Raw genomic sequence first — 25,848 nt, 5'->3', positions numbered from 1 at the left:
ATACTTATAATCGGTCAGAGAACAAACAACCATTAAAAATTTTATAGATGGAGTATTCTTTTTATGATTTTTTAAAGCTCATTGGCTCATTAGGGCTGTTTTTGTATGGAATGAAAATAATGAGCGAGGGCTTGCAAAAAGTCGCAGGCGACAGACTACGAGGTATTCTGACAGCAATGACCACCAACCGGGTAACGGGGGTTCTAACAGGAGTGTTGATTACCGCCCTCATCCAGTCCTCGTCGGCAACCACAGTAATGGTTGTGAGTTTTGTGAATGCGGGATTGCTCACTTTAGCCGAGTCCATCAGTGTCATCATGGGTGCAAATATCGGTACCACAGTCACCGCATGGATTATTTCGGTTTTCGGATTCAAGGTAGACATGGGAGCTTTTGCCCTTCCGCTGTTGGCCATCGCCCTCCCGCTTATTTTTTCCGGAAAAAGCAACCGCAAGTCTATCGGCGAATTTGTCTTCGGCTTCTCATTCCTTTTCATGGGTCTTTCGTTTCTGAAGACAAACGCGCCCGACCTGAACGCTAATCCGGATATGCTCGCCTTTGTGCAAAACTACACCGATATGGGGTTCATGTCCGTACTGCTGTTTTTGTTCATAGGAACCATCCTTACCATGATTGTGCAAGCGTCTGCCGCCACTATGGCCATCACCCTGATTATGTGCGCCAACGGATGGATCAGCCTGGAATTGGGAGCAGCCCTCGTATTGGGCGAAAATATCGGTACCACCATCACGGCCAATCTTGCCGCGCTGACAGCCAACTCACAGGCAAAGCGGGCAGCATTGGCCCATTTTGTATTCAACGTATTCGGAGTAATCTGGGTATTGGCAATCTTCCATCCTTTCATGCAACTTGTCAACTGGGTAGTAGACAGTTTTTTCTCAACGACCGACCCTCAAGTAAGCATCTCGTATAAGCTTTCCGCATTCCATTCCATCTTCAACATCTGCAACGTATTCCTGCTGATATGGGGTGTAAAGCTTATCGAGCGTACGGTATGCGCCATTATCCGCCCCAAAGAGGAAGACGAAGAGCCGCGTCTGCGGTTTATCACCGGTGGTATGCTCTCCACGGCAGAGTTGTCGATTCTTCAGGCACGTAAGGAGATCCATCTCTTTTCCGAACGCATACATCGTATGTTCGGGATGGTACAAGACTTGCTGCACACGGAAAAAGACGATGACTTCAACAAGCTGTTCAGCCGGATAGAAAAGTACGAAAGCATCAGCGACAATATGGAACTGGAGATAGCCAACTATTTGAATCAGGTATCGGAAGGCCGCTTAAGCTCCGAGAGTAAATTGCAAATACGCGCCATGCTGCGCGAAGTGACCGAGATTGAAAGCATCGGCGACAGTTGCTATAATCTGGCTCGTACCATCAACCGCAAACGGCAGACCAATCAAGACTTCACCGAAAAGCAATACGAGCATATCCATTTCATGATGAAACTCACCAACGACGCTCTGACGCAAATGATTGCCGTGGTGGAGAAGACAGAGCACCAAAGCATCGACATCAACAAATCGTTCAATATAGAAAACGAAATAAACAATTATCGCAACCAACTGAAGAATCAAAATATCTTGGATGTAAACAACAAGGAATACGACTATCAAATGGGCGTATACTATATGGATATCATCGCGGAATGCGAAAAGTTGGGCGACTACGTAGTGAATGTAGTAGAAGCGAGCAGCGATGTGAAAGAAAAGAAGGTGACCATGCTCTAAAGAGCGAAATGCTTTGAACGGCTTATCATTCTATCTCCCAAACGGAATCTTCCGACAGGGGAAAGGGTATCCAAACAGATGAAGCAAATAATAAACGCAGATTTACAAGGTTTCCGTACAAACCTGTAAATCTGCGTTATTTCATTTTAAACGGATGTCGTCGGCACTGTTCACAATCATCTCGGGCTGTAAAATCTGCATTATTTCGTTTTAAACCCGGTTGCCGGTCTATTTTGCCGACCAGCCGACAAGACCTTTCCTTGCAGAGCCTTTTATTCCTCGTAAGGTTCAAAGTCTTCTTTCCCTACTCCGCATAAAGGGCATACCCAATCTTCCGGAATATCTTCAAAAGCAGTTCCCGGTTCGATGCCGCTTTCAGGATCTCCCAATTCCGGGTCGTAGATGTATTCACAAACCACACAAATGTACTTCTTCATAATGTTATGTTTTTATTAGTTTCATTCATATAACGTAGGCAAAAGATTTTTGTTCAAAGCCATACTTTTCTTCATACATATATAATATTATATTGCCCCAAAAGGCCATGCAAGCGATAAAAGCCGGCATTAGGCAACAAATATTCGTCCGGTGGCAGGCGAAGAAGCTAAAAATGATTCAAAAAAAGAAGAAAACCCTCAGATTTACAAGAAAGAGCTTCTCCATATTTAGATAAAACGTTATCTTTGCGCCCGTTATCATCATAGAAAAAACCGGCAACTAACATAAACCTTATGGCATTACAAATTATAGCTGTCACTTTGTCTGTTATTCTATTAACAGGCATGTTGTTCGAAATAAAACGAAAACGACAAATACAGCAAGCGTTAGCCTTGGAATCAAACAAACTGAAAAGCGCCAATCACATCAACAACGCTATCTTTAAAAACATACACGCTTTTATCTTGCTGGTAAACAAAGAGCTTACAGTTCTCCATACCAACTATTACGAGCGAACAGGCACGCTAAAGACACAAGAAGTGAAAAAAGTAGGCGATCTGCTGCAATGCCGGAACGCCCTATCATCCAAAAGCGGCTGCGGAACACACCCTTTCTGCGCCTCCTGCCCCATACGCCAGACTACCCTCAAAGCGTTCGAAGAGAAAAAGAGCTTTTCCGATCTCGAAGCTACCGTAGAGATAAAGCTAAACGGCAATCAAGAAACAACATGCAACACCGTCATATCGGGCACATACCTGTTGCTCGACGGAGAAGAAAACATGGTAATCACTGTTCATGACGTAACCAAGCAAAAAAGAACTGAGGAAGAACTCAAAATAGCGAAAGAAAAAGCAGAAAAAGCCAATTTGTCGAAATCCGCCTTTCTTGCCAATATGAGTCATGAAATCCGTACACCGATCAATGCCATTACAGGATTCTCCGAGATATTGAGCTACACAAATGTCGAAGAAGAAAAAACACAGTATAAAGAAATCATCAAAATGAATGCCGACCTCTTGCTGCAACTGGTCAACGACATTCTCGACCTTTCAAAGATAGAAGCCGGAACCATCGATTTCACTTATACGAATATAGACATCAACCAATTGCTTTCCGACTTGCGCCAACTCTTTCAAATGAGAATAGCCCACACTGAAAAAAACAATAAAATAGAAATCATTACCGAACTCGGGCTATCGGCGTGCCTGATAAAGACCGATCAGAACCGGCTTATTCAAGTGTTGTCCAACTTTATAGCGAATGCCATAAAATTCACCGAGTCGGGAAATATCCGCATAGGCTATCAAGCGAAAGAGAATGAGCTTTACTTCTACGTGAGCGACACCGGTTCGGGAATTCCCCAAGACAGACTTCAAGATATATTCGAACGGTTTGTAAAACTGAACAAAGAGGAGAAAAACGGTACGGGACTGGGGCTGGCCATATCCAAAGGCATCATCAACAAACTGGGAGGCAGGATTGGAGTCGAATCGGAAATAGGGAAAGGGTCGACATTCTGGTTCACCTTGCCTCTCTGTCCGGATTGCGATTTAACAGAAAGGAGTAACTTCCTAAAAAGTTTTAATTAAAAAGCTATATCACAATTTAATATTGTACTTTTGCATTCCTAACTAAACGCATGTATCTGCATGAGTGCAAAAAAAGAGGATTATTATCATTTAGGTCTTACAGAGAATGAAGTCCTGCGAAGCAGGAGAGAAAATGGTATAAACCTGCTGACACCCCCCAAGCGTCCTTCTCTTTGGAAGCTTTATCTTGAAAAGTTCGAAGACCCGATTGTGCGCGTCTTGCTGATAGCAGCCGTACTGTCGTTGATCATCTCCTTGATAGAAAATGAATACGCCGAAACCATCGGAATCATAGCTGCCATCCTGCTGGCTACGGGCATCGGTTTCTTCTTCGAATACGACGCCAATAAAAAGTTCGACCTGCTGAATGCGGTCAACGAAGAGACTCCCGTGAAAGTGATACGCAGCGGACGGATACAGGAAGTGCCGCGCAAAGACATTGTGACGGGCGATATCGTCATTTTGGAAACGGGCGAGGAGATTCCCGCCGACGGAGAGTTGCTGGAGGCCATCTCCATGCAAGTGAACGAGTCGAACCTCACCGGCGAACCGGTTACCTCGAAAACCATCATCGAAGAAAACTTCGATAAAGAAGCGACTTACGCCTCCAATTTAGTGATGCGCGGCACTACCGTAGTAGACGGACACGGAACGATGCGCGTGACCCACGTGGGGGACGCCACCGAGATAGGCAAAGTGGCCCGCCAGAGTACGGAACAGCCGCTGGAACAGACTCCGTTGAACATACAGCTCACAAGGCTGGCGAATCTGATCGGGAAGATCGGTTTCACCGTCGCCTTACTGTCTTTCCTCACCTTCTTCATCAAAGACGTATTGCTTCACTACGACTTCGCCGCACTGAACGGTTGGCACGACTGGTTGCCGGTTTTGGAACGAACCCTCAACTACTTCATGATGGCGGTTACGCTGATTGTAGTGGCTGTGCCCGAAGGCTTGCCGATGAGCGTCACCCTCAGTCTGGCTCTGAACATGCGCCGCATGCTGTCTACCAACAATCTGGTGAGAAAGATGCACGCTTGCGAAACGATGGGAGCCATCACGGTGATCTGTACCGACAAGACAGGCACGCTGACTCAAAACCAGATGCAGGTGTACGAACCGGGGTTCTATGCGCTGGGGGCTACCGGGAAACTGGTCGATAACGATGAGGTGAGCAACCTCATCGCCGAAGGAATCAGCGCGAACTCCACCGCCTTTTTGGAAGAAACCGAAGGACAATGGAAGCCTAAAGGCGTGGGAAACCCGACGGAGGTGGCTTTGCTGCTCTGGCTCCACCGGCAGGGACGCAATTACCTCGAACTTCGCGAAGAATCCCGCATCATCGACCAATTGACTTTCTCCACCGAACGGAAATTCATGGCGACACTGGCCGACTCGCCGCTGCTGGGGGAAAAAGTGTTCTATATGAAAGGAGCTCCCGAAATCGTGCTCGACAAATGCAAAGATGTGGTATTGAACGGGAAGCGGGTAGAGGTGTCGGAATACCGTTCGACGATAGAAAAGCAATTGCAAGAGTATCAGAATATGGCGATGCGGACACTTGGATTCGCGTTCAAAATAGTAGACGAGAACGAACCCGACGACTGCGCTGCCCTTTCATCGGGAGGCGACCTAAGTTTCTTAGGGATAGTGGCCATCTCCGACCCTATCCGTCCGGATGTTTCGGCAGCGGTACACAAATGCCGGTCAGCGGGTATCGGAATCAAGATCGTAACCGGCGACACTCCCGGCACGGCAAGGGAAATTGCCCGGCAAATAGGGCTTTGGGATCCGGAGACGGACAACGAAAACAACTCGATTACCGGCATCCGGTTTGCGGAGCTGAGCGACAAAGAGGCGCTGGAACGGGTGAAAGACATCAAAATCATGTCGCGCGCACGGCCTACGGACAAACAGCGGTTGGTGCAGCTGCTCCAGCAAAACGGGGCGGTGGTAGCCGTAACAGGCGACGGAACGAACGACGCGCCCGCTTTGAACCATGCCCAGGTGGGGCTCTCTATGGGTACGGGAACTTCGGTAGCGAAAGAAGCGAGCGACATCACCCTGCTCGACGATTCGTTCAACAGCATCGGAACGGCAGTAATGTGGGGACGTTCGCTCTATAAGAACATCCAGCGGTTCATCGTTTTCCAGCTGACCATCAACTTTGTCGCCCTGCTGATTGTCTTGCTCGGATCCGTCATCGGTACGGAACTTCCGCTCACCGTTACGCAAATGCTGTGGGTGAACCTGATCATGGACACCTTCGCCGCTCTGGCACTGGCTTCGATTCCTCCCAGCGAGAAGGTAATGCGCGAAAAGCCCCGCCGGAGCAGCGACTTCATCATCACACGCCCCATGCGCAACTATATCATAGGAGTGGGAACTCTTTTCCTCATCGTGCTGCTGGGCATGATTTACCATTTCACTTACAGCGACCAGGGAATGACCATCTACCGGCTCACGGTTTTCTTCACTTTCTTCGTGATGCTTCAATTCTGGAACCTCTTCAACGTATGCGTGTTCGGTACTTCCGACTCAGCATTCAAGGGGCTTTCCAAGTCGTACGGCATGGAGTTGGTCGTACTCATTATCCTGATCGGACAATTCTTAATCGTGCAGTTCGGCGGAGCTGTATTCCGCACCGTACCGCTCAGTTGGCAAACATGGCTCTGGGTGGCGGGCGTTTCTTCCATGGTGTTATGGGTAGGAGAACTCATCCGCCTCATTCAACGTATATCATTTAGACAAACAAATAAAAATGAAAAGTAAAGGAATTAAAAACCTTCTTATCGATTTCGGCGGCGTACTGATTGATCTTGACCGCCAACGATGCATTGACAACTTTAAAAAACTGGGGTTCGAGCACGTAGAAGACATGCTCAACATTTATCACCAGCAGGGACTCTTCCTGCAATACGAAAAAGGATTGATCACTCCCGCCGAATTTCGGGAAGGCGTTCGCGAAATGACAGGCAAAAAACTGACGGACGAGCAGATAGACGAAGCATGGAACAGCTTCCTGGTAGACATACCTACTTATAAGCTCGACTTGCTGCTGAAGCTCCGCGAGAAATATGTAGTCTACCTGCTCAGCAATACGAACGAGATACATTGGGAATGGGCGTGTCAGCACGCTTTCCCCTATCGCGCCTTTCAGGCGAAAGACTATTTCGAAAAAATATATCTCTCATTCGAGATGAAAATGGCAAAGCCCGAAGCCGGTATTTTCAAAGCGGTTATCGAGGATGCGGGCATCGACCCGAAGGAAACGCTCTTCATCGACGATTCGAAAGAGAACTGCCGGATGGCTCAGGAGCTGGGCATATCGACCTATACTCCGCAAGCCGGAGAAAACTGGAGCCACCTGTTCCCCGAACAAAAAAGAATATAAGAACATGCAAGTCATAAACGACATATCGGCTTTTCCTCCCGAACCTTGTGTGGCGACCATCGGTTTCTTCGACGGAGTACACACAGGACACCGTTACCTTATCAGGCAGGTGAGAGAGATAGCGGCAAGCAGAGGATTGCGCTCCGCACTGATCACCTTTCCGATTCATCCCCGCAAGGTGATGCAGAGCGATTACCGCCCGGAGCTGTTGAACACTCCCGAAGAAAGGACAAGCCTGTTGAGCGAAACCGGAGTGGATTATTGCCTGATGCTCGACTTCACGCCCGAAGTGGCAAGCCTCACCGCCGAAGAGTTTATGACGCACATACTGAAAGAACGCTTCCGGGTGGAATGCCTCGTCATAGGATACGACCACCGCTTCGGACGCGACCGCAGAGACGGGTTCGACGACTATGTACGTTACGGAAAAGCCATCGGTATGGATGTGATACAAGCCTCTGCCTGCACCGCGGATATCGGTTCGGACAGTTGCAGACAAGCGTCGCCCGGCGGTGAGACGCCGGTAAGTTCCTCGCTCATCCGGAATCTTTTGCGGCAAGGCGAAGTAGATACGGCAGCACGCAGTCTGGGATACCAATATTTCATGAACGGAATAGTGGTAGGCGGCTACCGGATAGGAAGAAAAATCGGCTTTCCCACCGCCAACCTGAGCGTAGACAACCCCGACAAGCTGGTTCCTGCCGACGGAGTGTATGCCGTATGGGTAGATTTCGACGGGAAAAGGTACAAAGGAATGCTGAACATAGGCGTACGTCCCACCATCGGCAACGGGCCTCATCGCACCATCGAGGTGAATATTCTTCATTTTTATTCCGATATTTACGACAAGTCCATCCGGCTGACGTTCGTCAAGCGTACGCGTCCCGAACTGAAGTTCGACACCATCGACGAGCTTATCGCCCGGCTCCATAAGGACGCCGAAGAGGTGGAAGCCATATTGGGATAACTTTCTACGCTGCCGGTTTTTTATTCAGACGTACGCCTACAACGTAGAGACCGTATTGGGATAACTTTCTACCTGATCGTACTGCCGGTCTCTCCGGTCGACACAGAAGAGTGAAAGCTATATCGACACAACTTTCCACATATCCATTTTCAAATGATAACCACTCTTTTAACCGGACCGGAACAATTGCTTTCGGCTTTTTGCCTGTCTTATTTTCAAACGATAACCACTCTTTCAATCGGCGGAGAAGCCGAACCTGTATGCGCATTTATCGATAAACAATAAAAAAATATCGTTTATCGCTTGGATCTTAAAACATAAACGCTACCTTTGCATATCGATAAACGATAAATAACCACCGATAAACAATAATAATTCCTTTAAGTAACAACAATTATAAAAGCAACGCATTATGAAAAAAGCATTGATGAGCGTATCGATATTGGTCATATTGATTTCCATGGTTGCCATGTTTATATGCAGTCATGTCACAAGCGCGTGACATGAGCAAGACCGGGAGCGAACAAACCTAAATGTAGAAAATCAGCAAAAAAGTATGAAAACAGCCATTAAAATCGTTTTGATAAACTTTCTTCTGGCGCAAATCGTGGCGCCTCTCGTAATCGTTATTCCATATATATTCTACCTGCTGAGCACTTCACAGCCGGTAAGTCAGGCGGCCATCATGCAAACGATTCTGATTCCGGCGCAACTGGCAGGGCAGTTCTTGATGGCGCTTTATCTATGGAAAGCGGGTTACATCAGCAAAGAGAGAAGCACATGGTCGCCTGTGTCGGTTTCTTACCTCGGGCTCAGCGTACTGGCTATTCTGTCGTGCGGAGTGGTTGTAACGGCTATTACCGAATTGATGAAAGGCATTCCCAACATCATGGAGCAAGCTTTCGACATTCTTTCATCCGGATGGGGAGGCATTCTTGCCATCGCCATCATAGGCCCCACGGTAGAAGAGCTGGTGTTCAGAGGAGCCGTACTGAAAGCCCTGCTTAAACAATACAGCCCCACGAAAGCCATCCTCATCTCCTCACTGCTGTTCGCCGTGTTCCACCTCAACCCCGCGCAGATGCTTCCCGCATTTCTATTGGGCGCTTTGCTGGCGTGGACGTATTACAAGACAGCCAGCCTGATTCCCTGCATACTGATGCACATCGTCAACAACTCCTTGTCGGTTTACCTCATGGCCCGATACCCCGAAGCGGAAAGTCTGGGCGACATTGCCGGCACTTCCACATACTTCATCATTGTTTCGGCAGCGGCCGTCATACTGGCAGGCACGCTCTTACGCATGCGCCGGACAAGCGTGGCATACCCGTGGAGGCAAGAAACGGAACCAACCAACTAAAACTTGATAACGATGAAAAAGAGACTCAACATTCTTTGCATACTGATATTTATCACTTTGGGAGCTTCGTTGTACACCAAAGGATACATATTCGGGATGGGCATACATGCCGGAATAAGCATCGCAAAAGAAAGACGGGACATTCCGGAGCAAAGCAAAGAAGCAGTATTCGCGGGAGATTTACGCATCGTAGACCTGATTCCCTCCACTGCCGTATGGAAACCGGACAGCATCATCAACGCCAAAAGCGGGGAGAGTTTGCCAGTCCTTCACACCCAGATGGCGGTTCGCGTGGGGAAAGGCATAAGCTACCCCTACGTGATAGTAAACGCCTGTTGTTCGTTAATCGGCATCGCATCGGGCATTGCCGCGTTAATATTCTTCATCCTGCTCATTCTGGACATCAACCGCTCGCAGATTTTCGAATGGAAGAACGTGCGCCGGTTGCGGTGGCTGGGAGGGCTGCTCATTGTCTCTTTCGCGTGCTACCTCATTCCGCAGATTGCCAACTACCGGGATCTGAAAGAGATTCTCGCACTCGACAAATACATAATCACTCCTTATGCCATCGAGCTGACCGACTTGCTGTTGGGACTCGCCTGCCTCGTAGTGGCGGAGAGTTTTTCGATCGGACTGAAGATAAAGGAAGAGCAGGAGCTTACCATTTGACGCACACCGGAGAAGGAACTCCGTGTCGGTAGCGATACGTCTCTGTCCGGCAAACTGCACCGACGAACCGAACAAAAGCGCGGACGCAGCAAACGAACGATGTCATGCCGGCAGGAAAGATACAGAAGACAAGGATGTCGTACGCGACGGAGCAGTAGACGAACGATGACATGCCGGCAGGAAGTGCCCGGACGCAGTAAGTAAAAAAGTAAAAAAAGAGTTTATGGCTATAATAGTAAACCTTGACATAATGATGGCGCGGCGAAAGATTTCGCTGGGCGAATTGGCGGAGAGAATCGATATTACTCCCGCCAATCTATCCATACTAAAAACGGGGAAAGCCAAAGCCATCCGTTTCTCCACCCTCGAAGCCATCTGCAAAGAGCTGGATTGCCAGCCCGGAGACATTCTGGAATACCGTGAGGAGAAACCTTGAGAACGCCGGACGAAGCGACCGCAAACAAAGGATGAGTGAAAGAAAGGGGTGGCTACAAGGTTGTTTATAGAGCGCAAAATCACCGCTAAAAACCTTATCGGGAACTGTGCGCAAATCACTACGCTTCCCGAAAGAATATTCGGAAAAAAGTAATCTCGCCATTGGCGGGATTTCTTTTAAAGCATAACAGCCTCTTGTTTCAGCCTCATTCATAAGCGATGCAAAGGGGATAAAGGCAGTGCGGCCGGTATCTATTTGGCTGCGCCCCCTTTTGCCTTGAACGCCAACGCATACATGCGTATCTGCTTCACCATCGAGAGCAGACCGTTGCTACGGGTGGGCGAAAGATGTTCTTTCAGTCCGATTTTATCGATAAAGTAAAGATCGGCGTTCAGGATTTCATCGGGCGTATGGCCCGAAAGCACTTTAATGAGCAACGCTATGATACCCTTAACGATCAGGGCATCGCTTTCTGCCTTGAACACTATCTTACCGTCCACCTCATCGGCCTGAAGCCATACCCGGCTCTGGCAACCCTCAATCAGGTTTTGCCCGGTCTTATACTTATCTTCCAGCGGTTCTTGCTCGTTTCCCAAATCGATAAGCAACTGGTAGCGGTCCATCCAATCGTCGAAGTCGCTGAACTCCGCAATCACTTCATCCTGTAATTCATTAATCGTCATTGCTAATCTAACGTTTTCATATATTAATGTATGGCATTCCGCCACTCCTTATTTCTCGTTGTAAATAACCTCAAGCACAGTCTGCCCCACTGCCTTCAGCGTGTTCTTATCGATATGCTCCATCGTGTCGTTCACGGTATGCCATGTGGGGGTGAAACTTCCTTCGGGATGGTAGGGAACAATATCGACGGTTTTGATGCGCGCCAAGCGGTTGACGAACAAATGGTCGTCGGTGACGGAGCCTCCCTGCTCGTTGACAAACGTTTTGCCGTAGCCCAGCCTTTTGGCAGCTTTCCACACCTTCTTGTTTATATCGGCGGCGAAATGCTCGGAGTAGCCCTCTTTCAGGAAAACACTTCCTTCACCGCCCACCATGTCGAGCAGGATTCCGAAACGGGCGTTATATCCCTGTACGTGCGGATTGCGTGCCCAATATTGCGCTCCGAGGCACCAAGCATCCTCGCGGTGCTCTCCTTCGTAGAATTGCGGAGCTCCATAGTCTTCGGCATCCAGAAAGATAATGTCGATCCCCAGCTCCGGTTGGTTCTGATTGATGAGACGGGCAATTTCGAGTAAAACCCCCACCCCGCTCGCGCCGTCGTTCGCTCCCAGAATAGGAGTGCGGTGATGCTTCTCGTCGGGATCGTTATCCGCCCAAGGGCGTGTATCCCAATGGGCAAAGAGCGCGATTCGCTTTTTAGTCTCGGGCTTGTAAGAACCGATGATGTTGCGCGCCTTCAGCAGAGTGCCGTCGTAAGCAATCAGGTCGGCGTATTGGTTGGTTACTTGCGCGCCAAACTTCTCCAGCCGGCCGGCCAGATAGTTGCCGCAAGCCACATGCCCTTTGGTATTGGGCACACGCGGACCGAAATCCACCTGACTCTTTATATACAAATAGGCGCTATCCGCATCGAACAGGGGGACGCTGACCGCCGTCTCTCCGTTTGCCTTATCCGCAGCGCCCGTCTTCGTTCCTCCTCCGCACGAGAATGCTGACAGGAACAAGAAAGAACTCAGCAAGGACATGATAAACATCTTATTCATTTTCATATTTTTGTGTTAATACTTTGGAATTATTCAGAGGCTCTGTTTCAGCTGTTCAGAGCTTCTGTTTCGTTTATTCAGAGGCTCTGTTTCATCTGTTTGAAGGCTCTGTTTCACTCGTTCGGAGGCTCCACTGCATCCGTTAGGAAACTCACTACATCTGTTCGGAGCCTCTGTTTTTTCTGTTAAGACTTCAAATTTAGCGATTTTCGTCAAAGCATCGCTCGAACGGAGTGTTTTATTAACAATAAACAGCAACTGCGCCTCAACAAACAAGGAACCATCGACCTTTTCCTCACAGCTTTACCCGGAAATAAAACGCTACAATGTTTCAACGGGAAGACTGCACTACGCCATGAAAGAAAACGCTCCGCAGGCCATGGGAACACACAGTATTTCAACGGGCAGACTGCATTACGCCATGAAAGGGAACGCTCCGCAGGCTGTGAAACCCTGTAATGTTTCAACGAGCAATGGCGCCAATCACTTCCTCATTACGGCTTTCATCGCCGACAAACTTCAACTCCACTCCTTGCCTGCCGACCGTAAATTCCACATCGGCGCCGTTGACAAGCGGGAAGTTACGGGTGACGTGCCCCACCGGAAAGCCGAAGCAGACGGGATAATCGTATTCTTTCACCAAATCCGCCAACGCTGCATACAGCTCTTTACCCAGCGAACGGTCTTCTTCGTACTCGGTAAACTGACCGATAATCAGCCCCGAGAGTTTCTCGAGCACTCCCCCCAGTTTCAGGTTATACATCATCCGCTCCACGGCATGGGGACGTTCGCCGATGTCTTCGAGAAACAGCACCGTTCCTTCGGCGGGAATGTCGTACGGAGTGCCGCGAAGCCCGTAAGCCACCGCCATGTTTCCTCCGCGCAGCACTCCTCTTGCCGTGCCCTTCCTGTTCAGGCGATGCTTCTCGCAAGTATATAAGGGAAGTTCGCCGAACAAAATATGCTTCAAATGCAGGGCGCAGGGGTCATCCTCCGGCTCAACGGCAAGGTGACGCGCCATGAGCGCATGCAGCGAAGCGTATCCGTTGGCTTGAAACAGATTGTGCAACGCAGTGATGTCGCTGAATCCGATCAGCCATTTCGGAGATTGACGGAAAGCCGTGAAGTCGATCTTGTCGATCAGATGCACGGCTCCGTAACCTCCCCTGCTGCAAAACACCGCCTTCACCTTCGGATCGTCCATAGCCCGCTGAAAGTCCCTCAGGCGTTGACGGACATTTCCGGCATACCTCCCGGAGTCTCCTCCGGCATGCTTCCCCATCAGCACCTTCAGTCCCCACGACTCCAGCCGCTTCTTGGCTCCTTTCAAAAACCGGTTGTCTATTTTGCTCGACGGCGAAACAATCATCACCTTGTCTCCTTTCTCTAAAAAAGGAGGAAACAGCATATCCATACTCAATCTTGTTTTTTTAGAAGGGAAAATACTTCTTGCAAAAATACACGAAAAAACGGTTCTCCCTGCATATTCACGAGGCAAAACGACGAACTCTAACAAAAAGTTATCAAACACACGCATTTTTTCGAGTTTTCATCGTGATTATCTCAATCATTTTTTAGATATTTGCTAAAAATCTAACGTTATGGAACCCATTCGAAATTTTGCCCAGCTAACGGAACACTTAAAAAAGCAAAATCGCAGGCAGCGCATCGTTGTGGTTTGCGCCAACGACTCCCATACCGAATACGCCGTATCGCGCGCCTTGGAAGAAGGATTTGCTGAGTTGATCATGGTAGGCGACTCATCGGTAACCGACAGGTTTGCCACGCTCAAGAAATATCCCCAATACGTAAAAACCATTCATATAGAAGACCCCGACGAAGCCGCGCGAGAAGCCGTGCGCATCGTTCGCGAAGGCGGGGCGGACATCCTGATGAAGGGCCTCATCAATACAGACAACCTGCTGCATGCCATACTCGACAAGGAGAAAGGGATTCTTCCCAAAGGCAAGATACTGACTCATCTGGCGGTGATGGAAATTCCCTCTTACCACAAACTGCTTTTCTTCTCCGACGCGGCGGTGATTCCGCGCCCCACGCTGCAACAGCGCATCGAGATGATATGGTATGCCATCTGCACCTGCCGGCATTTCGGAATCGAGCAGCCGCGCGTTTCGCTTATCCACTTCACCGAAAAGGTAAGCGCCAAATTCCCCAACTCGCTGGACTATGTGAACATTGTCGAACTGGCGGAAGCGGGCGAGTTCGGAAACGTTATCATCGACGGGCCTCTCGACGTGCGCACTTCGTGCGAACAAGCCAGCGGAGACATCAAAGGCATCGCGTCGCCCATCAACGGACAAGCGGACGTGCTGATCTTCCCGAACATCGAATCGGGCAATACGTTCTACAAATCCGTATCGCTGTTTGCCAAAGCCGAGATGGCGGGGATACTGCAAGGCCCTGTCTGCCCGGTAGTAGTCACTTCGCGCAGCGATTCAGGACTGTCGAAGTACAACAGCATCGCCATGGCGTGCCTGCAAGCGGCAAGTTGCGAATGCGAGAAAAAGAAATAACCCCAACCGTTCATACTAACCCGTCATTTACGCATTATGAAGATTCTGGCCATCAACCCCGGCTCCACCTCGACGAAAATAGCCGTATACGAAGATCAAAATCCGGTTTTAGTGAGCAACATCCGTCACACGATAGAGGAACTTTCGCGCTTCCCCGAAGTGATCGACCAGTTTGAATTCCGCAAGTCGCTCGTTTTGCAGGAACTCGAAAAGAACGGCATCCCTTTCGAGTTCGATGCCGTCATCGGACGCGGCGGCTTGGTGAAGCCGATACCCGGCGGAGTGTACCGGGTAAACGATGTGTTGAAAGAAGATACGAAGCATGCCATGCGGACGCACGCCTGCAATCTGGGAGGACTGATTGCCGACGAGCTCGCCGCTTCGCTTCCCGGTTGTCCCGCCTTCATCGCCGATCCGGGAGTGGTGGACGAACTGGACGAACGTGCCCGGCTGACGGGTTCGCCGCTATTGCCCCGCATCACCATCTGGCACGCGTTGAACCAAAAGGCCATTGCCCGCCGCTACGCCAAAGAGCAGGGCACCACGTACGAAAAGCTTAATCTCGTCATCTGTCATTTGGGCGGAGGCATTTCCGTAGCGGCTCATCGCCACGGGAAGGCCATCGATGCCAACAACGCCCTCGACGGCGAAGGACCTTTCTCGCCCGAACGGGCAGGAACGCTTCCGGCAGGGCAGCTCATCGACCTTTGCTTCAGCGGGAAGTTCACGAAAGACGAACTGAAAAAGCGCATTGCCGGACACGCGGGGTTGGCCGCTCACTTAGGCACGACCGACGTGGCCGCCATTGTGAAAGCCATCGAAGCGGGCGACAAGAAAGCGGAGCTGGTGATAGACGCCATGATTTACAACATTGCCAAAACCATCGGAGGCGCGGCTACCGCGCTTTACGGCAAAGTCGACGCCATTCTGCTCACAGGCGGCATCGCCTATTCGGAGTATGTCATCAGCCGCTTGAAAGAGCGCATCTCGTTCCTGGCTCCGGTGGCGGTCTATCCCGGCGAAGACGAGATGGAAGCGCTGGCGATGAATGCCATCGGCGCATTGAAAGGAGAGCTTCCCATACAGACCTATAAATAAACGGAACGTGGCGGGATGAACGGGATTCTAAGAAAAGGGTGGAGACCTTTCTTCCGATACGATTGGAAGTTCGGTCTGTTTCTGATTCTATTGTTCGGAATCCCCCGTTTTTTCATCGTTCTGCAATCTTACGTCACAAAGAGCTATGCCGCCGTTGCCTTCCTTTTTCTGATCATGTGGTTCACCCCACTCATATTTCTGACCAAAGAAGGAAGGCGATACATCGGCATGAAGCGTCCCGATCATTCCGTACGCCTCGTTTCCGCTTTCATTGCAGGATGCTGTTGCTGTGCCGTGCTATTCGGTTTGTTCCTGTTATTGTTCGGAAAAACAACCGATAACGCATTCGTATACATCGGAAGCGGCAATTACGGAACCTCTATTCCGGGGCAAGACAGGATATTATACTTTTGGTTGGCCGCCATTCCCGGCATGATTTTCAGCCCCATCGGGGAAGAGCTGTTGTATAGAGGAATTATTCACGGCAGCTTTGTGAAACGGTTTGGAGAGAAGAAAGCCGCCGTATTCGACTCTCTGGCTTTTGCAATAACCCACATCGCCCATTTCGGAATAGTGTATATCGGCGGTATCCGGATGTTCCTGCCGCTTCCGGCATTCGTTTGGACAACATCCATGTTCTGCTCCTGCATCGTGTTCTCTTGCTGCAAATGGTATTCCTGTTCGATATGGGGTGCTGTGCTTGCCCATTCGGGCTTCAATTTCGCAATGATGTATTTCATATTCTTTGCATTATAGATGCGGGATTGACGATGTATATATCCTTATGCCGGTAACTATAAATAAAATGGTTATTTTCCCACTGGGGAAACAAAAGTTTCCCGCTTGGGAAAATAAAGTTTCCCCAGTGGGAAACTTTTGTTTCTCTTCGATGAAACTCTTGGAAAACAATAAGGGAAGTTTGCGGTCGAACCTATTTTAAAACAAGACAACCATAATCTGACGTTTCCACCAGACGAAAGACCACAAGGAAAAGCATGCGCCGGAATGCCATCCGAAAACGAACCTGACGCAACGGCACGCGGGGCGCGCAGGAGGAACAGGCTGTGCAACCGCCCCCGCATTCCTTTCACGTAGCAGGCAGTAATGCCTTTCTGCGGAAACTTTTCGGGCAAAAACATCTTTTCATTCATTTTTTCTCATATATTTGCAGGGTGTTTGTTAAGTTAATAAATTGATTAAGGTCGATTATTGACTATTTCGAATCGGGAAGTATGGGGGTACTTCCCGATTCTCTTTTCATGGGCGGACCACGCTTGCCGGCATCGGCAAACACTCCCGCCGAACGAAACGAAGCAGGGCATGGCGAATCTGTCGATTGTTCGCTATGCCCTGCCTTGTTTGGTCTTCTTCTCACACTCCGGCGGGAAAGCGTTGCGCCCGCCGGACGGCTCCGTTCATCAGAAACTGTAACGGCAACCTACGTAGAATGAGCGCGGTTGAGTGGGACCGTAGATGTATCCGCTGTCGCGGCTGGCTCCACGGTCGAAATCCTTCTGGAAGGAATTGAAGATATTGCTCATTCCGACATACAACTGAAGCGCTGTGGCTTGTGTGACACGGAAATCGTAAGATACTTTCGCGCCCAGATCGAAGAATGAAGGCGTGGTGACCAGTTCGTCCCAACGGGGAGCGGCGGCATCGTCGCCCGTTCCGTCGTTGAATCCGGCTGTACGCTTGCCCGCTTTGATGGCTGCGATATCGGTTTCGGCAGCGCCTACTCCCCATTCGATGGCATGAGGGGTTTTCATCTTTCCGGTGAATGTTCCGGTAAGGGCGATGTTCAGGGGACGTACCGGGTTCCACCCGAACGTAAAGTATCCGTACGTATCCGGCGTGCGCGTGATGGCTCTGTCTGCCTGAGCCTCGTTTTCGAACTTGCCTCTGTCTTCTCCGTCGGCAATCTTCTTGAAGTTCGATCCGTCGGCCTTAGGCTCTGTGCCGTCGGTAAGCGCTGTACGTTCTCCCCATTCCTGCGCATCGTCGTATTTGTTGGAGGTCAGCGTAATTCCCGCTTGCAACTGAACGCGGCGGAATGCCAGTTTCCCTTCGATGTTGGCGCCGAATATCTTGGCCCCGCTTCCGTTGACACGAGTGTAGCGTTTGATTCCGTCACCCTTTGCGCCTTGTTCCTGCAAAGTGAACACGTCTTTCAAGCGGGTATAGAAACCTTCTACCAGAAGGTTTGCCTGCACCTCTCCGAAGCGGTGGTACATATCCGCGCTCAAGCTGAAGGCGTGGCTTATCTCCGGATTCAAACCTTTCCGGTTCTCTACCTTCTGGGCCTCTCCGCCCACTACGCCCACGTGCAAATCTTCATCGAACACTTGCGGGGCACGGAAGCCTTTCGCATAAGTGGCGCGGAGATTGATGTCTTCTATCGGGTTGAAACGCAACGTGGCGCGGGGGCTTACGATGGCATCGTCCACTTCGGAGTGTTCGTCCACGCGCACACCTAGCAACACGCTCCAGCGGTTGTTCTTCCACTCGAGCTGTGCAAACTGGCTCCAGTTGTTGATGCGTTGATCCAGCTCCGGATACAGCGGAATAAGTTTATTGCCGTCTTTGATGGGTTTGCCGTCGGCATCCACTGCCGGATACCAGCTGCGGATAGGCATATTGTCGCTCAGTTTGTCGCGGGTGTATTCGGCTCCCACCAGCAGTTGGGCGGGCATGAAGAGAAGCTTGTCGAAGTTGTACGAATATTGCGCGCCGCCCATATACGTACGCCCTTTGGTAAATCCGTAATTATCGCCGTACATATCGTGGGGCACAGGGCTTCCCAATATGCCCAACCGTTTGCCGTCGGCTTCCAGCTCGCCGATTCCGCCGTAATAGCTCTTACGGTTTATCAGCTGTGCCGAGGCGTAAGCTTGGAAATGATGTTTCGAATCGGCAGAACGCAGATCGTATTTCAGGTTGCCGCTATAGATGCTATGGTCTATCTGTTCGGCCACAGCCGCCACATGTGCGGGCCATTCGTCTTTCACATGGTCGCCGCCGCGGCGAAACTCCTGTATGCTGTGCACCTCTGCCGTCAGCCTGCTGTAATCGGACGTACGCAAGAAAGCATGCGCCCCTACCGAACGCGAGTCTATTTTACCGATTTCGGAGAACCCGTCATCGTTCTTGTCCCAAGGGTTGCGGTAACGCATCTGCCCGAAGAACATGGCTCCGGCTCTCTGGTCGTCGCTTATGATAGACCCGTTGAAAGACAAATTGTTATCAATGGCTTTCATGCCTGTAAACCCGAGAGACTCGTTCACGGTGAAAGAGTTCTTTGCCGGTTCTTTGGTGATGATATTCAGCACCCCCGCAATGGCCGACGAACCGAACAGCGCAGAACCGCCTCCGCGCACCACCTCCACGCGTTCGATCATATTGGTGGGAATCTGTTCCAATCCGTACACGCCGGCAAGGGCGCTCATGATGGGGCGAGAGTCGATAAGAATCTGTGTATAGCGTCCGTCCATACCGTTGATGCGCACTTGGTTGAAGCCGCAGTTCTGGCAGTTGTTCTCCACACGCACGCCCGGTTGGAAGACGATTCCCTGCGCAAGATTGTTGGCATTGGCGCAGGTGAACATCTTCGTATCGATTACGTTCACCAATGTAGGAGCCAGACGGCGGGTGGTTTCGTTGCGGTTGGCGGAAACAACTACCGCATCGAGCGCAGCCACATCCTCCTCAATATTGAAATTCAACTCGATCGTAACCCCTTTTTTGAGAACGACTTCCTGCTCTTGTGTCTTGTAGCCGACAGCTTTCATCACAACCGTTTTCTTGCCCAACGGCAGATCCATCAGGCGGAAATGTCCCGTATTGTCGGAAACGGTACCGATGGTTGTCCCTTTCAGGAAAATACTCACTCCGGGGACATGATCGCCCGTAGAAACCTCAATGACATGTCCGATGATATTGGCATCGGTCTTTACTTTCTTATCAGCATCTTCCGCACGCAAGAAAGACATGGCCAGAAAAGCCATCAGTGTTGCTAAAACAAATCGTTTCATCTTTCGTTATAATAAGTTGTTTTTCTATAAGAATGGTTCTCGTTCAAAACATCTTTTCAGTTTGCGGGTGCAAAAATAATTTTTTTAACGAAGGGATAAATAGTATCATATCACCTATTTAAAGGAAGAAAGGCAAAATAGCAATAGATAGGTAGGATGCCTTCAGGGGACATACCTATAAATAGGTAAAGGAGAAAAGGTTTTATCTCAGCAACTTAAAAGCAACGAAGAATATCTCGCTGCACAGATGGAAAGAAGCCGGAGATAGAGAGAGTATCGGTTCAGCGGCAGCGTTGCCGGAAAACTCTTTGGGCGAAGTAACCGCATCTCAGAAAGAGAGTTTTTAGAATGACGCACTAAAGTTCATTCAGAACCGGTGAAACAACAACATCTCAGGAAGAGAGCGGAGAATGTAGAAGAGAAAACGGACAAGGCCCTCAGCGGAAGAAACCGGTGGATATTCGCCCGAATACGGTGTGGCGGACTTCCAATCGCAGCCAAAGGAATCGGACATTCTTATTGCATCCGGCCTGAACGGAGCGGAACGGCGAGAAGCATTTGAGGATGAAGCGACAAAAGGCAGGTCGTTACAACAAAAACAAATGTAAATGTGTCAAAACTAAATTAAACCAAAGAAGAACTTTTAATCTGAAACTTGAGCATCCTAAAAAGCAAGAGAAAGAGCCGTATCATTACTCGAAACAGAGTTCAATACGGCTCTTTTAAGTTTGGTAGTTACAATCTATAACTTTTCGGGATGATCATTTTTGTTTTGACACACCCTCATTGGTTATTTGAAAATGTTGGTTACGCTTACTTCTTTTCCGGTCTGGGGAGCAACACCTTTCTGGAAAGTTTAAACTTACCGGTCTTCGGGTCGATATCGATAAGCTTCACTTCAATATCGTCTCCTTCTTTAATTCCGGCTTCTTCCACTGTTTCCAGACGTTTCCAGTCGATTTCGGAAATGTGCAGCAACCCGTCCTTGCCCGGCAAGAACTCGATGAACGCACCGTAAGGCATAATGGAACGAACCTTGCCTTGGTATACTTCGCCCACCTCGGGAACTGCGACAATGGCCTTGATCATGCGCATCGCACTGTCAATACTTTGCTTGTTGGTCCCTGAGATTTCGATACGTCCCACACCGGCAATTTCTTCGATGGTGATAACCGCTCCGGTATCTTCTTGCATGCCTTGGATGATTTTTCCGCCGGGACCGATCACAGCACCGATAAATTCTTTCGGAATAATCATGGTCTCGATGCGCGGCGCATGCGGTTTCAGTTCGGCACGCGGCTCGGCAATCGTCTCGGTAATCTTGTCAAGGATGTGCATACGCCCTTCTCTTGCCTGATTCAAGGCGCGTTCCAGAATTTCGTACGACAATCCGTCGACCTTGATGTCCATTTGAGTGGCGGTGATACCGTCTCTTGTTCCGGTAACCTTGAAGTCCATATCGCCCAAGTGGTCTTCATCGCCCAAAATGTCGGACAATACGGCATACTTCTCTTCGCCCGCATTCTTGATCAATCCCATCGCAATGCCCGATACGGGTTTCTTAATCTGCACACCGGCGTCCATCAGTGCCAGCGTGCCGGCACAAACCGTAGCCATGGAAGACGACCCGTTAGATTCGAGAATGTCGGAAACCACACGTACCACGTACGGGTATTCGGCAGGAATTTGTCCCTTCAACGCACGCCAAGCCAAATGACCGTGACCGATTTCACGACGGCCTACTCCGCGTTGCGGTCTTGCCTCGCCGGTAGAGTAAGGAGGGAAGTTATAGTGCAGCAGGAAGCGTTCTTTGCCGTGCACCAATACATCGTCGATGATTTTCTCGTCCAACTTCGTACCCAAAGTAACGGAAGTCAGCGACTGTGTTTCGCCGCGAGTAAAGATAGCCGAACCGTGAGGACCGGGCAAAGAGCCTACTTCGCACCAGATGGGACGGATTTCGGTAGTTTTGCGTCCATCCAGACGCTTGCCTTCGTCGAGGATGCTGCGGCGCATGGCATCTTTTTCCACATCATGATAATAACGGTCGATCAGAGGAGCCTTTTCTTCCAACTCCTCTTCGCTGAACTGTACTTTGAATTCTTCGCATACGGCTTCAAAAGCTTCCTGGCGTTCATGCTTGTTCTTGTTTCCCGAAGCGGCGATGGCGTATGCCTTATCGTAGCAAGCCTCGCGTACAGCTTTGCGAAGGTCTTCGCCGTTCACTTCGTGGCAATATTCGCGTTTCACCGTCTTGCCGACAGCTTCCGTCAATTCCATCTGTACTTTACAGTGAACCTTAATCGCTTCATGAGCCACTTTCATAGCCTCCAGCAGATCTGCCTCCGAAACTTCGTTCATCTCGCCTTCCACCATCATGATGTTCTCATAGGTAGCGGCAACCATCAAGTCCATATCGGCCTGTTCCAATTGAGCGAAAGTCGGGTTAATGACAAACTGACCGTCGATACGCGCCACACGCACCTCCGAAATCGGGCCGTTGAACGGAATATCGGATACGGAAAGGGCCGCAGAAGCCGCCAGTCCGGCCAAAGCGTCCGGCATGTCCACGCCGTCTGCCGAGAAGAGAACGATATTTACATATACTTCTGCATGATAATTGTCGGGGAATAAAGGACGGAGAGCGCGGTCTACAAGACGGCAAGTCAGAATCTCATAATCGGAAGCTCTGCCCTCTCTTTTGGTGAAACCACCGGGGAAACGGCCGAAAGCCGCAAATTTTTCTTTATACTCTACCTGCAAAGGCATGAAATCGGTTCCGGGAACTGCATCTTTGGCGGCACAAACAGTAGCCAACAACATGGTATTTCCCATGCGTAGCATCACAGAACCGTCTGCCTGTTTTGCCAACTTTCCCGTCTCGAGCGTGATGGTTCTTCCATCTGCCAGCTCGATCGTCTTAACAATTGGGTTAATCATAAAAATTGTTTTATCAATACTTTTCTTTCAAAATTCTTGCAAAGATATATATTTATTCATTGTAATGGTGTGGAAATGAGCCAAAAAGTTAATAAGCATGTGTTTTTTTTCAAAATAAGGCCGAAGAACGGGCTAAAAAGCTTTGAGTAATCTCGAAAAGAAGTATATTTGCAGCTTGTAAATAAGACATACGATATGAAAAAATTTACTTCTGCGGTAATTGCCGCAATGACCATCACAGCCTGTAGTTCAGGTCCTGCATTCCAAGTGAATGGAGAGGTAACAGGGGCTGACGGAAAAATGATTTATCTCGAAAGCTCGGGATTGGAAGGAGTTGTTCCCCTCGACTCGACAAAGCTGAAAGGAAACGGATCTTTCAGTTTCAAACAGCCACGTCCCGAATCGCCGGAGTTCTACCGGTTGCGAGTGGAAGACAAAATTATCCATTTTTCTATCGACTCTACCGAAACAATCCGCATAAACGCACCTTACGTAGACTTCTCCACAGCCTATACGGTAGAAGGATCGGAAAACAACCGGAAAATCAAAGAGCTTACGTTGAAGCAGATTCGTCTGCAAAAAGATGTAGACCAACTTTTACAAGCGTTGCAGAACAATAAGATCAGGCACGACGCTTTCGAAGACAGTCTCACCGCTTTGCTCGACAATTACAAACAAGACGTGAAAGTGAATTATATCTTTGCCGCACCCAACACATCGGCGGCTTATTTCGCGCTGTTCCAAAAGCTCAACGACTACTTGATATTCGACCCTCTGAACAACAAAGAAGACGTAAAATGCTTCGGTGCGGTAGCTACCAGCCTGAACAATTCTTTCCCTCATGCCACACGCTCCAAGAATCTTTATAACATTGTGATTAAGGGAATGAAGAATACCCGCCGGCCGCAAGTCAAACCGTTGGAGATTCCGAAAGACAAGATTGTGGAAACCGGGATTATAGATATTGCGTTGCGCGATGTTAAAGGCAATATACGCAAATTGAGCGAACTCAAAGGGAAGGTAGTTCTTCTCGATTTTTCGGTCTTCCAATCGCCGGCAGGAGCTCCTCACAACCTCATGTTACGCGAACTATATAATAAGTACGCTTCGGAAGGACTGGAGATTTATCAGATTTCTTTGGACGCCGACGAACATTTCTGGAAAACTTCGGCAGATAACCTCCCCTGGATTTGCGTACGCGACGGAAACGGAGTTTATTCTACCAATGTTTCTATTTACAATATCCGCCAAGTACCTGCCGTATTCCTTATCAACCGGAACAACGAATTGAAGCTCCGCGGTGAAAATATTAAAGATTTGGAAGCAGCTGTCAAATCATTGCTTTAGGAGAAAGCATTTCTAAGCTAATGTTCAAAGCCGAAGTTGCTCCACACTCGAAAAAATAACAGCATTGGAAAAGCCCGAAAACAGGCCTCCCAAGTTGCTAATCGGATAGGTATCTTTTAGAAATATGTTACACAGCATCGTTTTTATGCTTGACACGTATTCGTAAAAGAGCTATCTTTGCAAACAGATAAATTAGAAAAGAGGGTTCCAGCATGATGAATGTTGGAATTCTTTTTTGTTTATATGTGCTTTTTTAAAATTATAACTATTAAATAGGAGGAAAATATCATGGCTTATATGTCAGAAGAAGGGTACAAAAATCTGTTGGCGGAACTGAAAGAACTGGAAACAGTGGAACGCCCGAAGATTTCCGCAGCGATAGCTGAAGCGAGAGACAAAGGAGATTTGTCTGAAAATGCAGAATACGATGCAGCAAAAGAAGCGCAAGGCATGCTTGAAATGCGTATCAACAATCTGAAGGCGACCATTGCCGATGCAAAAATCATCGATGAGTCAAAAATAAACACGGATTCTGTGCAGATTTTGAACAAAGTAGAGATGAGAAATGTAAAAAATGGCATGAAGATGGTCTATACCATTGTTTCCGAAAGCGAAGCCAACCTGAAAGAAGGAAAGATTTCCGTGAACACTCCGATCGCTCAAGGTCTGCTTGGCAAGAAAGTGGGTGAGATTGCCGAAATCACAGTTCCGCAAGGAAAAATCTCATTGGAAGTAGTAAACATCTCATTTTAACACAAAGGCAGGTCTCTGTTCGAGGCTTGCCTTATTTTATCCGTGAAAAGTTATGGCAACAATATTCAGTAGAATCATCGCAGGTGAAATTCCTTGCTACAAAGTAGCTGAAAACGAGAAGTTCTTTGCTTTTCTCGATATCAACCCCTTAGTCAAAGGACATACTTTGGTAATTCCCAAACAAGAGGTCGACTATATATTCGATTTAACCGATGAAGACTTGGCTGAAATGCATGTATTCGCAAAACGAATAGCAACAGCCATTAAGAAAGCGTTTCCCTGCAAGAAAGTAGGAGAAGCGGTTATCGGACTGGAAGTACCTCATGCACATATCCACCTGATCCCTATCCGGCAAGAATCGGATATGCTGTTTTCAAACCCGAAACTAAAACTGTCTGATGAAGAATTCAGATCGATAGCACAAGCTATCAACTCCTCCCTATAAACCATGATAATAAATAAGCAGAATGTATATCCAAAGTCTTATTAAATTTTCCATATACATTCTGCTACTTTTTTTAGAATATTCATTGCATTATTAGAAAATATCCCTATCTTTGCACCCGCAAACAAAAAGGTGCCATAGCTCAGTTGGTAGAGCAAAGGACTGAAAATCCTTGTGTCCCCGGTTCGATTCCTGGTGGCACCACTTTGAAGAAGGCAAAACGATGTAAATCCTTGAATTTCGAAGAAATTCGGGGATTTTTCTTTTTCAAGAATAGGCAAAATAAGTAGGATTAGGGGCTCAGTTTCTATTTTTGGGGATTTAACATATTAAGATTCCATGGATTTTTTATCTTTGCCCCATGAAAAA

At 48.8% G+C, this 25,848-nt stretch carries 23 protein-coding genes and 1 tRNA gene; 18 read left to right on the top strand and 6 right to left on the bottom strand.

Features of this window, described 5'->3' with window-relative positions; translation table 11 throughout:
• Nucleotides 1-47 precede the first annotated feature (47 nt).
• Nucleotides 48-1,751 carry a Na/Pi cotransporter family protein gene (locus C234_RS0107190; protein WP_027325196.1) on the top strand — a complete coding sequence of 568 codons (1,704 nt, stop codon included), beginning with the start codon at nt 48-50 and terminating at the stop codon, nt 1,749-1,751.
• A gap of 272 nt (nt 1,752-2,023) precedes the next feature.
• On the opposite strand, the gene rd is transcribed toward C234_RS0107190, so the two are convergent.
• Entirely contained in the window at nt 2,024-2,188 is a 165-nt protein-coding gene (rd, locus tag C234_RS0107185; RefSeq protein WP_021645192.1) for a rubredoxin, read from the bottom strand.
• A 375-nt stretch (nt 2,189-2,563) separates the two neighbouring features.
• Here rd and C234_RS16075 point away from each other — a divergent pair, with 375 nt between their 5' ends.
• The 8 genes from C234_RS16075 (at nt 2,564) to C234_RS0107130 (ending at nt 10,604) form a co-directional block, all read left to right on the top strand.
• Entirely contained in the window at nt 2,564-3,778 is a 1,215-nt protein-coding gene (locus tag C234_RS16075) for a sensor histidine kinase (protein WP_081688135.1), read from the top strand.
• A 60-nt stretch (nt 3,779-3,838) separates the two neighbouring features.
• On the top strand, nt 3,839-6,550 hold the full coding sequence (locus C234_RS0107165) for a calcium-translocating P-type ATPase, PMCA-type (protein ID WP_027325195.1): 2,712 nt from the start codon (nt 3,839-3,841) through the stop codon (nt 6,548-6,550).
• Complete coding sequence (locus tag C234_RS0107160) at nt 6,540-7,172, top strand: HAD family hydrolase (protein WP_027325194.1); 633 nt, start codon at nt 6,540-6,542, stop codon at nt 7,170-7,172. Before C234_RS0107165 ends, C234_RS0107160 begins: the two co-directional genes overlap by 11 nt.
• Nucleotides 7,173-7,176: 4 nt before the next feature.
• Complete coding sequence (gene ribF, locus C234_RS0107155) at nt 7,177-8,139, top strand: riboflavin biosynthesis protein RibF (RefSeq protein ID WP_027325193.1); 963 nt, start codon at nt 7,177-7,179, stop codon at nt 8,137-8,139.
• A gap of 556 nt (nt 8,140-8,695) precedes the next feature.
• Entirely contained in the window at nt 8,696-9,499 is an 804-nt protein-coding gene (locus C234_RS0107145) for a CPBP family intramembrane glutamic endopeptidase (RefSeq protein ID WP_027325192.1), read from the top strand.
• Nucleotides 9,500-9,511: 12 nt separating this feature from the next.
• A complete protein-coding gene (locus C234_RS0107140) occupies nt 9,512-10,168 on the top strand; it encodes a DUF2975 domain-containing protein (RefSeq protein WP_027325191.1) in 657 nt (218 codons plus the stop codon).
• Between the two features lie 22 nt (nt 10,169-10,190).
• Nucleotides 10,191-10,337 (top strand): hypothetical protein, encoded by a 147-nt coding sequence (locus C234_RS17405; protein WP_154656398.1) that lies wholly within the window; start codon nt 10,191-10,193, stop codon nt 10,335-10,337.
• Nucleotides 10,338-10,391: 54 nt separating this feature from the next.
• Nucleotides 10,392-10,604 (top strand): helix-turn-helix domain-containing protein, encoded by a 213-nt coding sequence (locus tag C234_RS0107130; RefSeq protein ID WP_021645203.1) that lies wholly within the window; start codon nt 10,392-10,394, stop codon nt 10,602-10,604.
• Between the two features lie 251 nt (nt 10,605-10,855).
• On the opposite strand, the gene C234_RS0107125 is transcribed toward C234_RS0107130, so the two are convergent.
• From C234_RS0107125 to C234_RS16070, 3 genes are all read right to left on the bottom strand, one after another.
• On the bottom strand, nt 10,856-11,287 hold the full coding sequence (locus C234_RS0107125; RefSeq protein WP_027325190.1) for a SufE family protein: 432 nt from the start codon (nt 11,285-11,287) through the stop codon (nt 10,856-10,858).
• 48 nt (nt 11,288-11,335) lie between these two features.
• Nucleotides 11,336-12,331 (bottom strand): M20 family metallopeptidase, encoded by a 996-nt coding sequence (locus C234_RS0107120; protein ID WP_027325189.1) that lies wholly within the window; start codon nt 12,329-12,331, stop codon nt 11,336-11,338.
• Nucleotides 12,332-12,794: 463 nt separating this feature from the next.
• Complete coding sequence (locus C234_RS16070; RefSeq protein WP_051290191.1) at nt 12,795-13,745, bottom strand: S66 peptidase family protein; 951 nt, start codon at nt 13,743-13,745, stop codon at nt 12,795-12,797.
• A 187-nt stretch (nt 13,746-13,932) separates the two neighbouring features.
• Between C234_RS16070 and C234_RS0107105 the strand changes: the two genes are divergently transcribed.
• From C234_RS0107105 to C234_RS17400, 4 genes are all read left to right on the top strand, one after another.
• Nucleotides 13,933-14,865 carry a phosphate acyltransferase gene (locus C234_RS0107105; RefSeq protein ID WP_027325187.1) on the top strand — a complete coding sequence of 311 codons (933 nt, stop codon included), beginning with the start codon at nt 13,933-13,935 and terminating at the stop codon, nt 14,863-14,865.
• 36 nt (nt 14,866-14,901) lie between these two features.
• Nucleotides 14,902-15,963 (top strand): butyrate kinase, encoded by a 1,062-nt coding sequence (gene buk, locus C234_RS0107100; RefSeq protein WP_027325186.1) that lies wholly within the window; start codon nt 14,902-14,904, stop codon nt 15,961-15,963.
• Between the two features lie 15 nt (nt 15,964-15,978).
• The gene (locus C234_RS0107095) at nt 15,979-16,719 is read left to right on the top strand and encodes a CPBP family intramembrane glutamic endopeptidase (RefSeq protein WP_027325185.1); all 741 of its coding nucleotides are present in this window, start codon (nt 15,979-15,981) and stop codon (nt 16,717-16,719) included.
• A 453-nt stretch (nt 16,720-17,172) separates the two neighbouring features.
• Nucleotides 17,173-17,394 carry a hypothetical protein gene (locus tag C234_RS17400; RefSeq protein WP_034537157.1) on the top strand — a complete coding sequence of 74 codons (222 nt, stop codon included), beginning with the start codon at nt 17,173-17,175 and terminating at the stop codon, nt 17,392-17,394.
• Here the strand turns inward: C234_RS17400 and C234_RS0107085 are convergent.
• Nucleotides 17,382-19,994, bottom strand: a complete 2,613-nt coding sequence (locus C234_RS0107085) for a TonB-dependent receptor (protein WP_027325183.1) — start codon at nt 19,992-19,994, stop codon at nt 17,382-17,384. The genes C234_RS17400 and C234_RS0107085 overlap by 13 nt on opposite strands.
• A 376-nt stretch (nt 19,995-20,370) precedes the next feature.
• Between C234_RS0107085 and C234_RS17880 the strand changes: the two genes are divergently transcribed.
• A complete protein-coding gene (locus tag C234_RS17880) occupies nt 20,371-20,556 on the top strand; it encodes a hypothetical protein (RefSeq protein ID WP_027325182.1) in 186 nt (61 codons plus the stop codon).
• Between the two features lie 251 nt (nt 20,557-20,807).
• Here C234_RS17880 and pnp read toward each other — a convergent pair whose 3' ends face one another.
• Nucleotides 20,808-22,934 (bottom strand): polyribonucleotide nucleotidyltransferase, encoded by a 2,127-nt coding sequence (pnp, locus tag C234_RS0107075; protein ID WP_027325181.1) that lies wholly within the window; start codon nt 22,932-22,934, stop codon nt 20,808-20,810.
• Nucleotides 22,935-23,129: 195 nt separating this feature from the next.
• Between pnp and C234_RS0107070 the strand changes: the two genes are divergently transcribed.
• The 4 genes from C234_RS0107070 to C234_RS0107055 all read left to right on the top strand — a co-directional run bounded on the left by C234_RS0107070 (nt 23,130) and on the right by C234_RS0107055 (nt 25,683).
• Nucleotides 23,130-24,281 (top strand): DUF4369 domain-containing protein, encoded by a 1,152-nt coding sequence (locus tag C234_RS0107070; protein WP_027325180.1) that lies wholly within the window; start codon nt 23,130-23,132, stop codon nt 24,279-24,281.
• A 288-nt stretch (nt 24,282-24,569) separates the two neighbouring features.
• Entirely contained in the window at nt 24,570-25,034 is a 465-nt protein-coding gene (greA, locus tag C234_RS0107065; RefSeq protein ID WP_027325179.1) for a transcription elongation factor GreA, read from the top strand.
• A gap of 52 nt (nt 25,035-25,086) precedes the next feature.
• Nucleotides 25,087-25,479: an HIT family protein gene (locus tag C234_RS0107060; RefSeq protein ID WP_027325178.1), complete on the top strand. Its 393-nt coding sequence runs from the start codon at nt 25,087-25,089 to the stop codon at nt 25,477-25,479.
• A 131-nt stretch (nt 25,480-25,610) separates the two neighbouring features.
• Nucleotides 25,611-25,683: transfer RNA gene (locus C234_RS0107055), tRNA-Phe, on the top strand.
• The last annotated feature ends 165 nt before the right edge of the window (nt 25,684-25,848 follow it).

The organism is Bacteroides pyogenes DSM 20611 = JCM 6294 (genome assembly GCF_000428105.1).
GTDB classification, from domain to species: domain Bacteria; phylum Bacteroidota; class Bacteroidia; order Bacteroidales; family Bacteroidaceae; genus Bacteroides; species Bacteroides pyogenes.
Note: the sequence above shows the minus strand (reverse complement) of the source record. Positions and strands in the feature narration are given on the sequence as shown.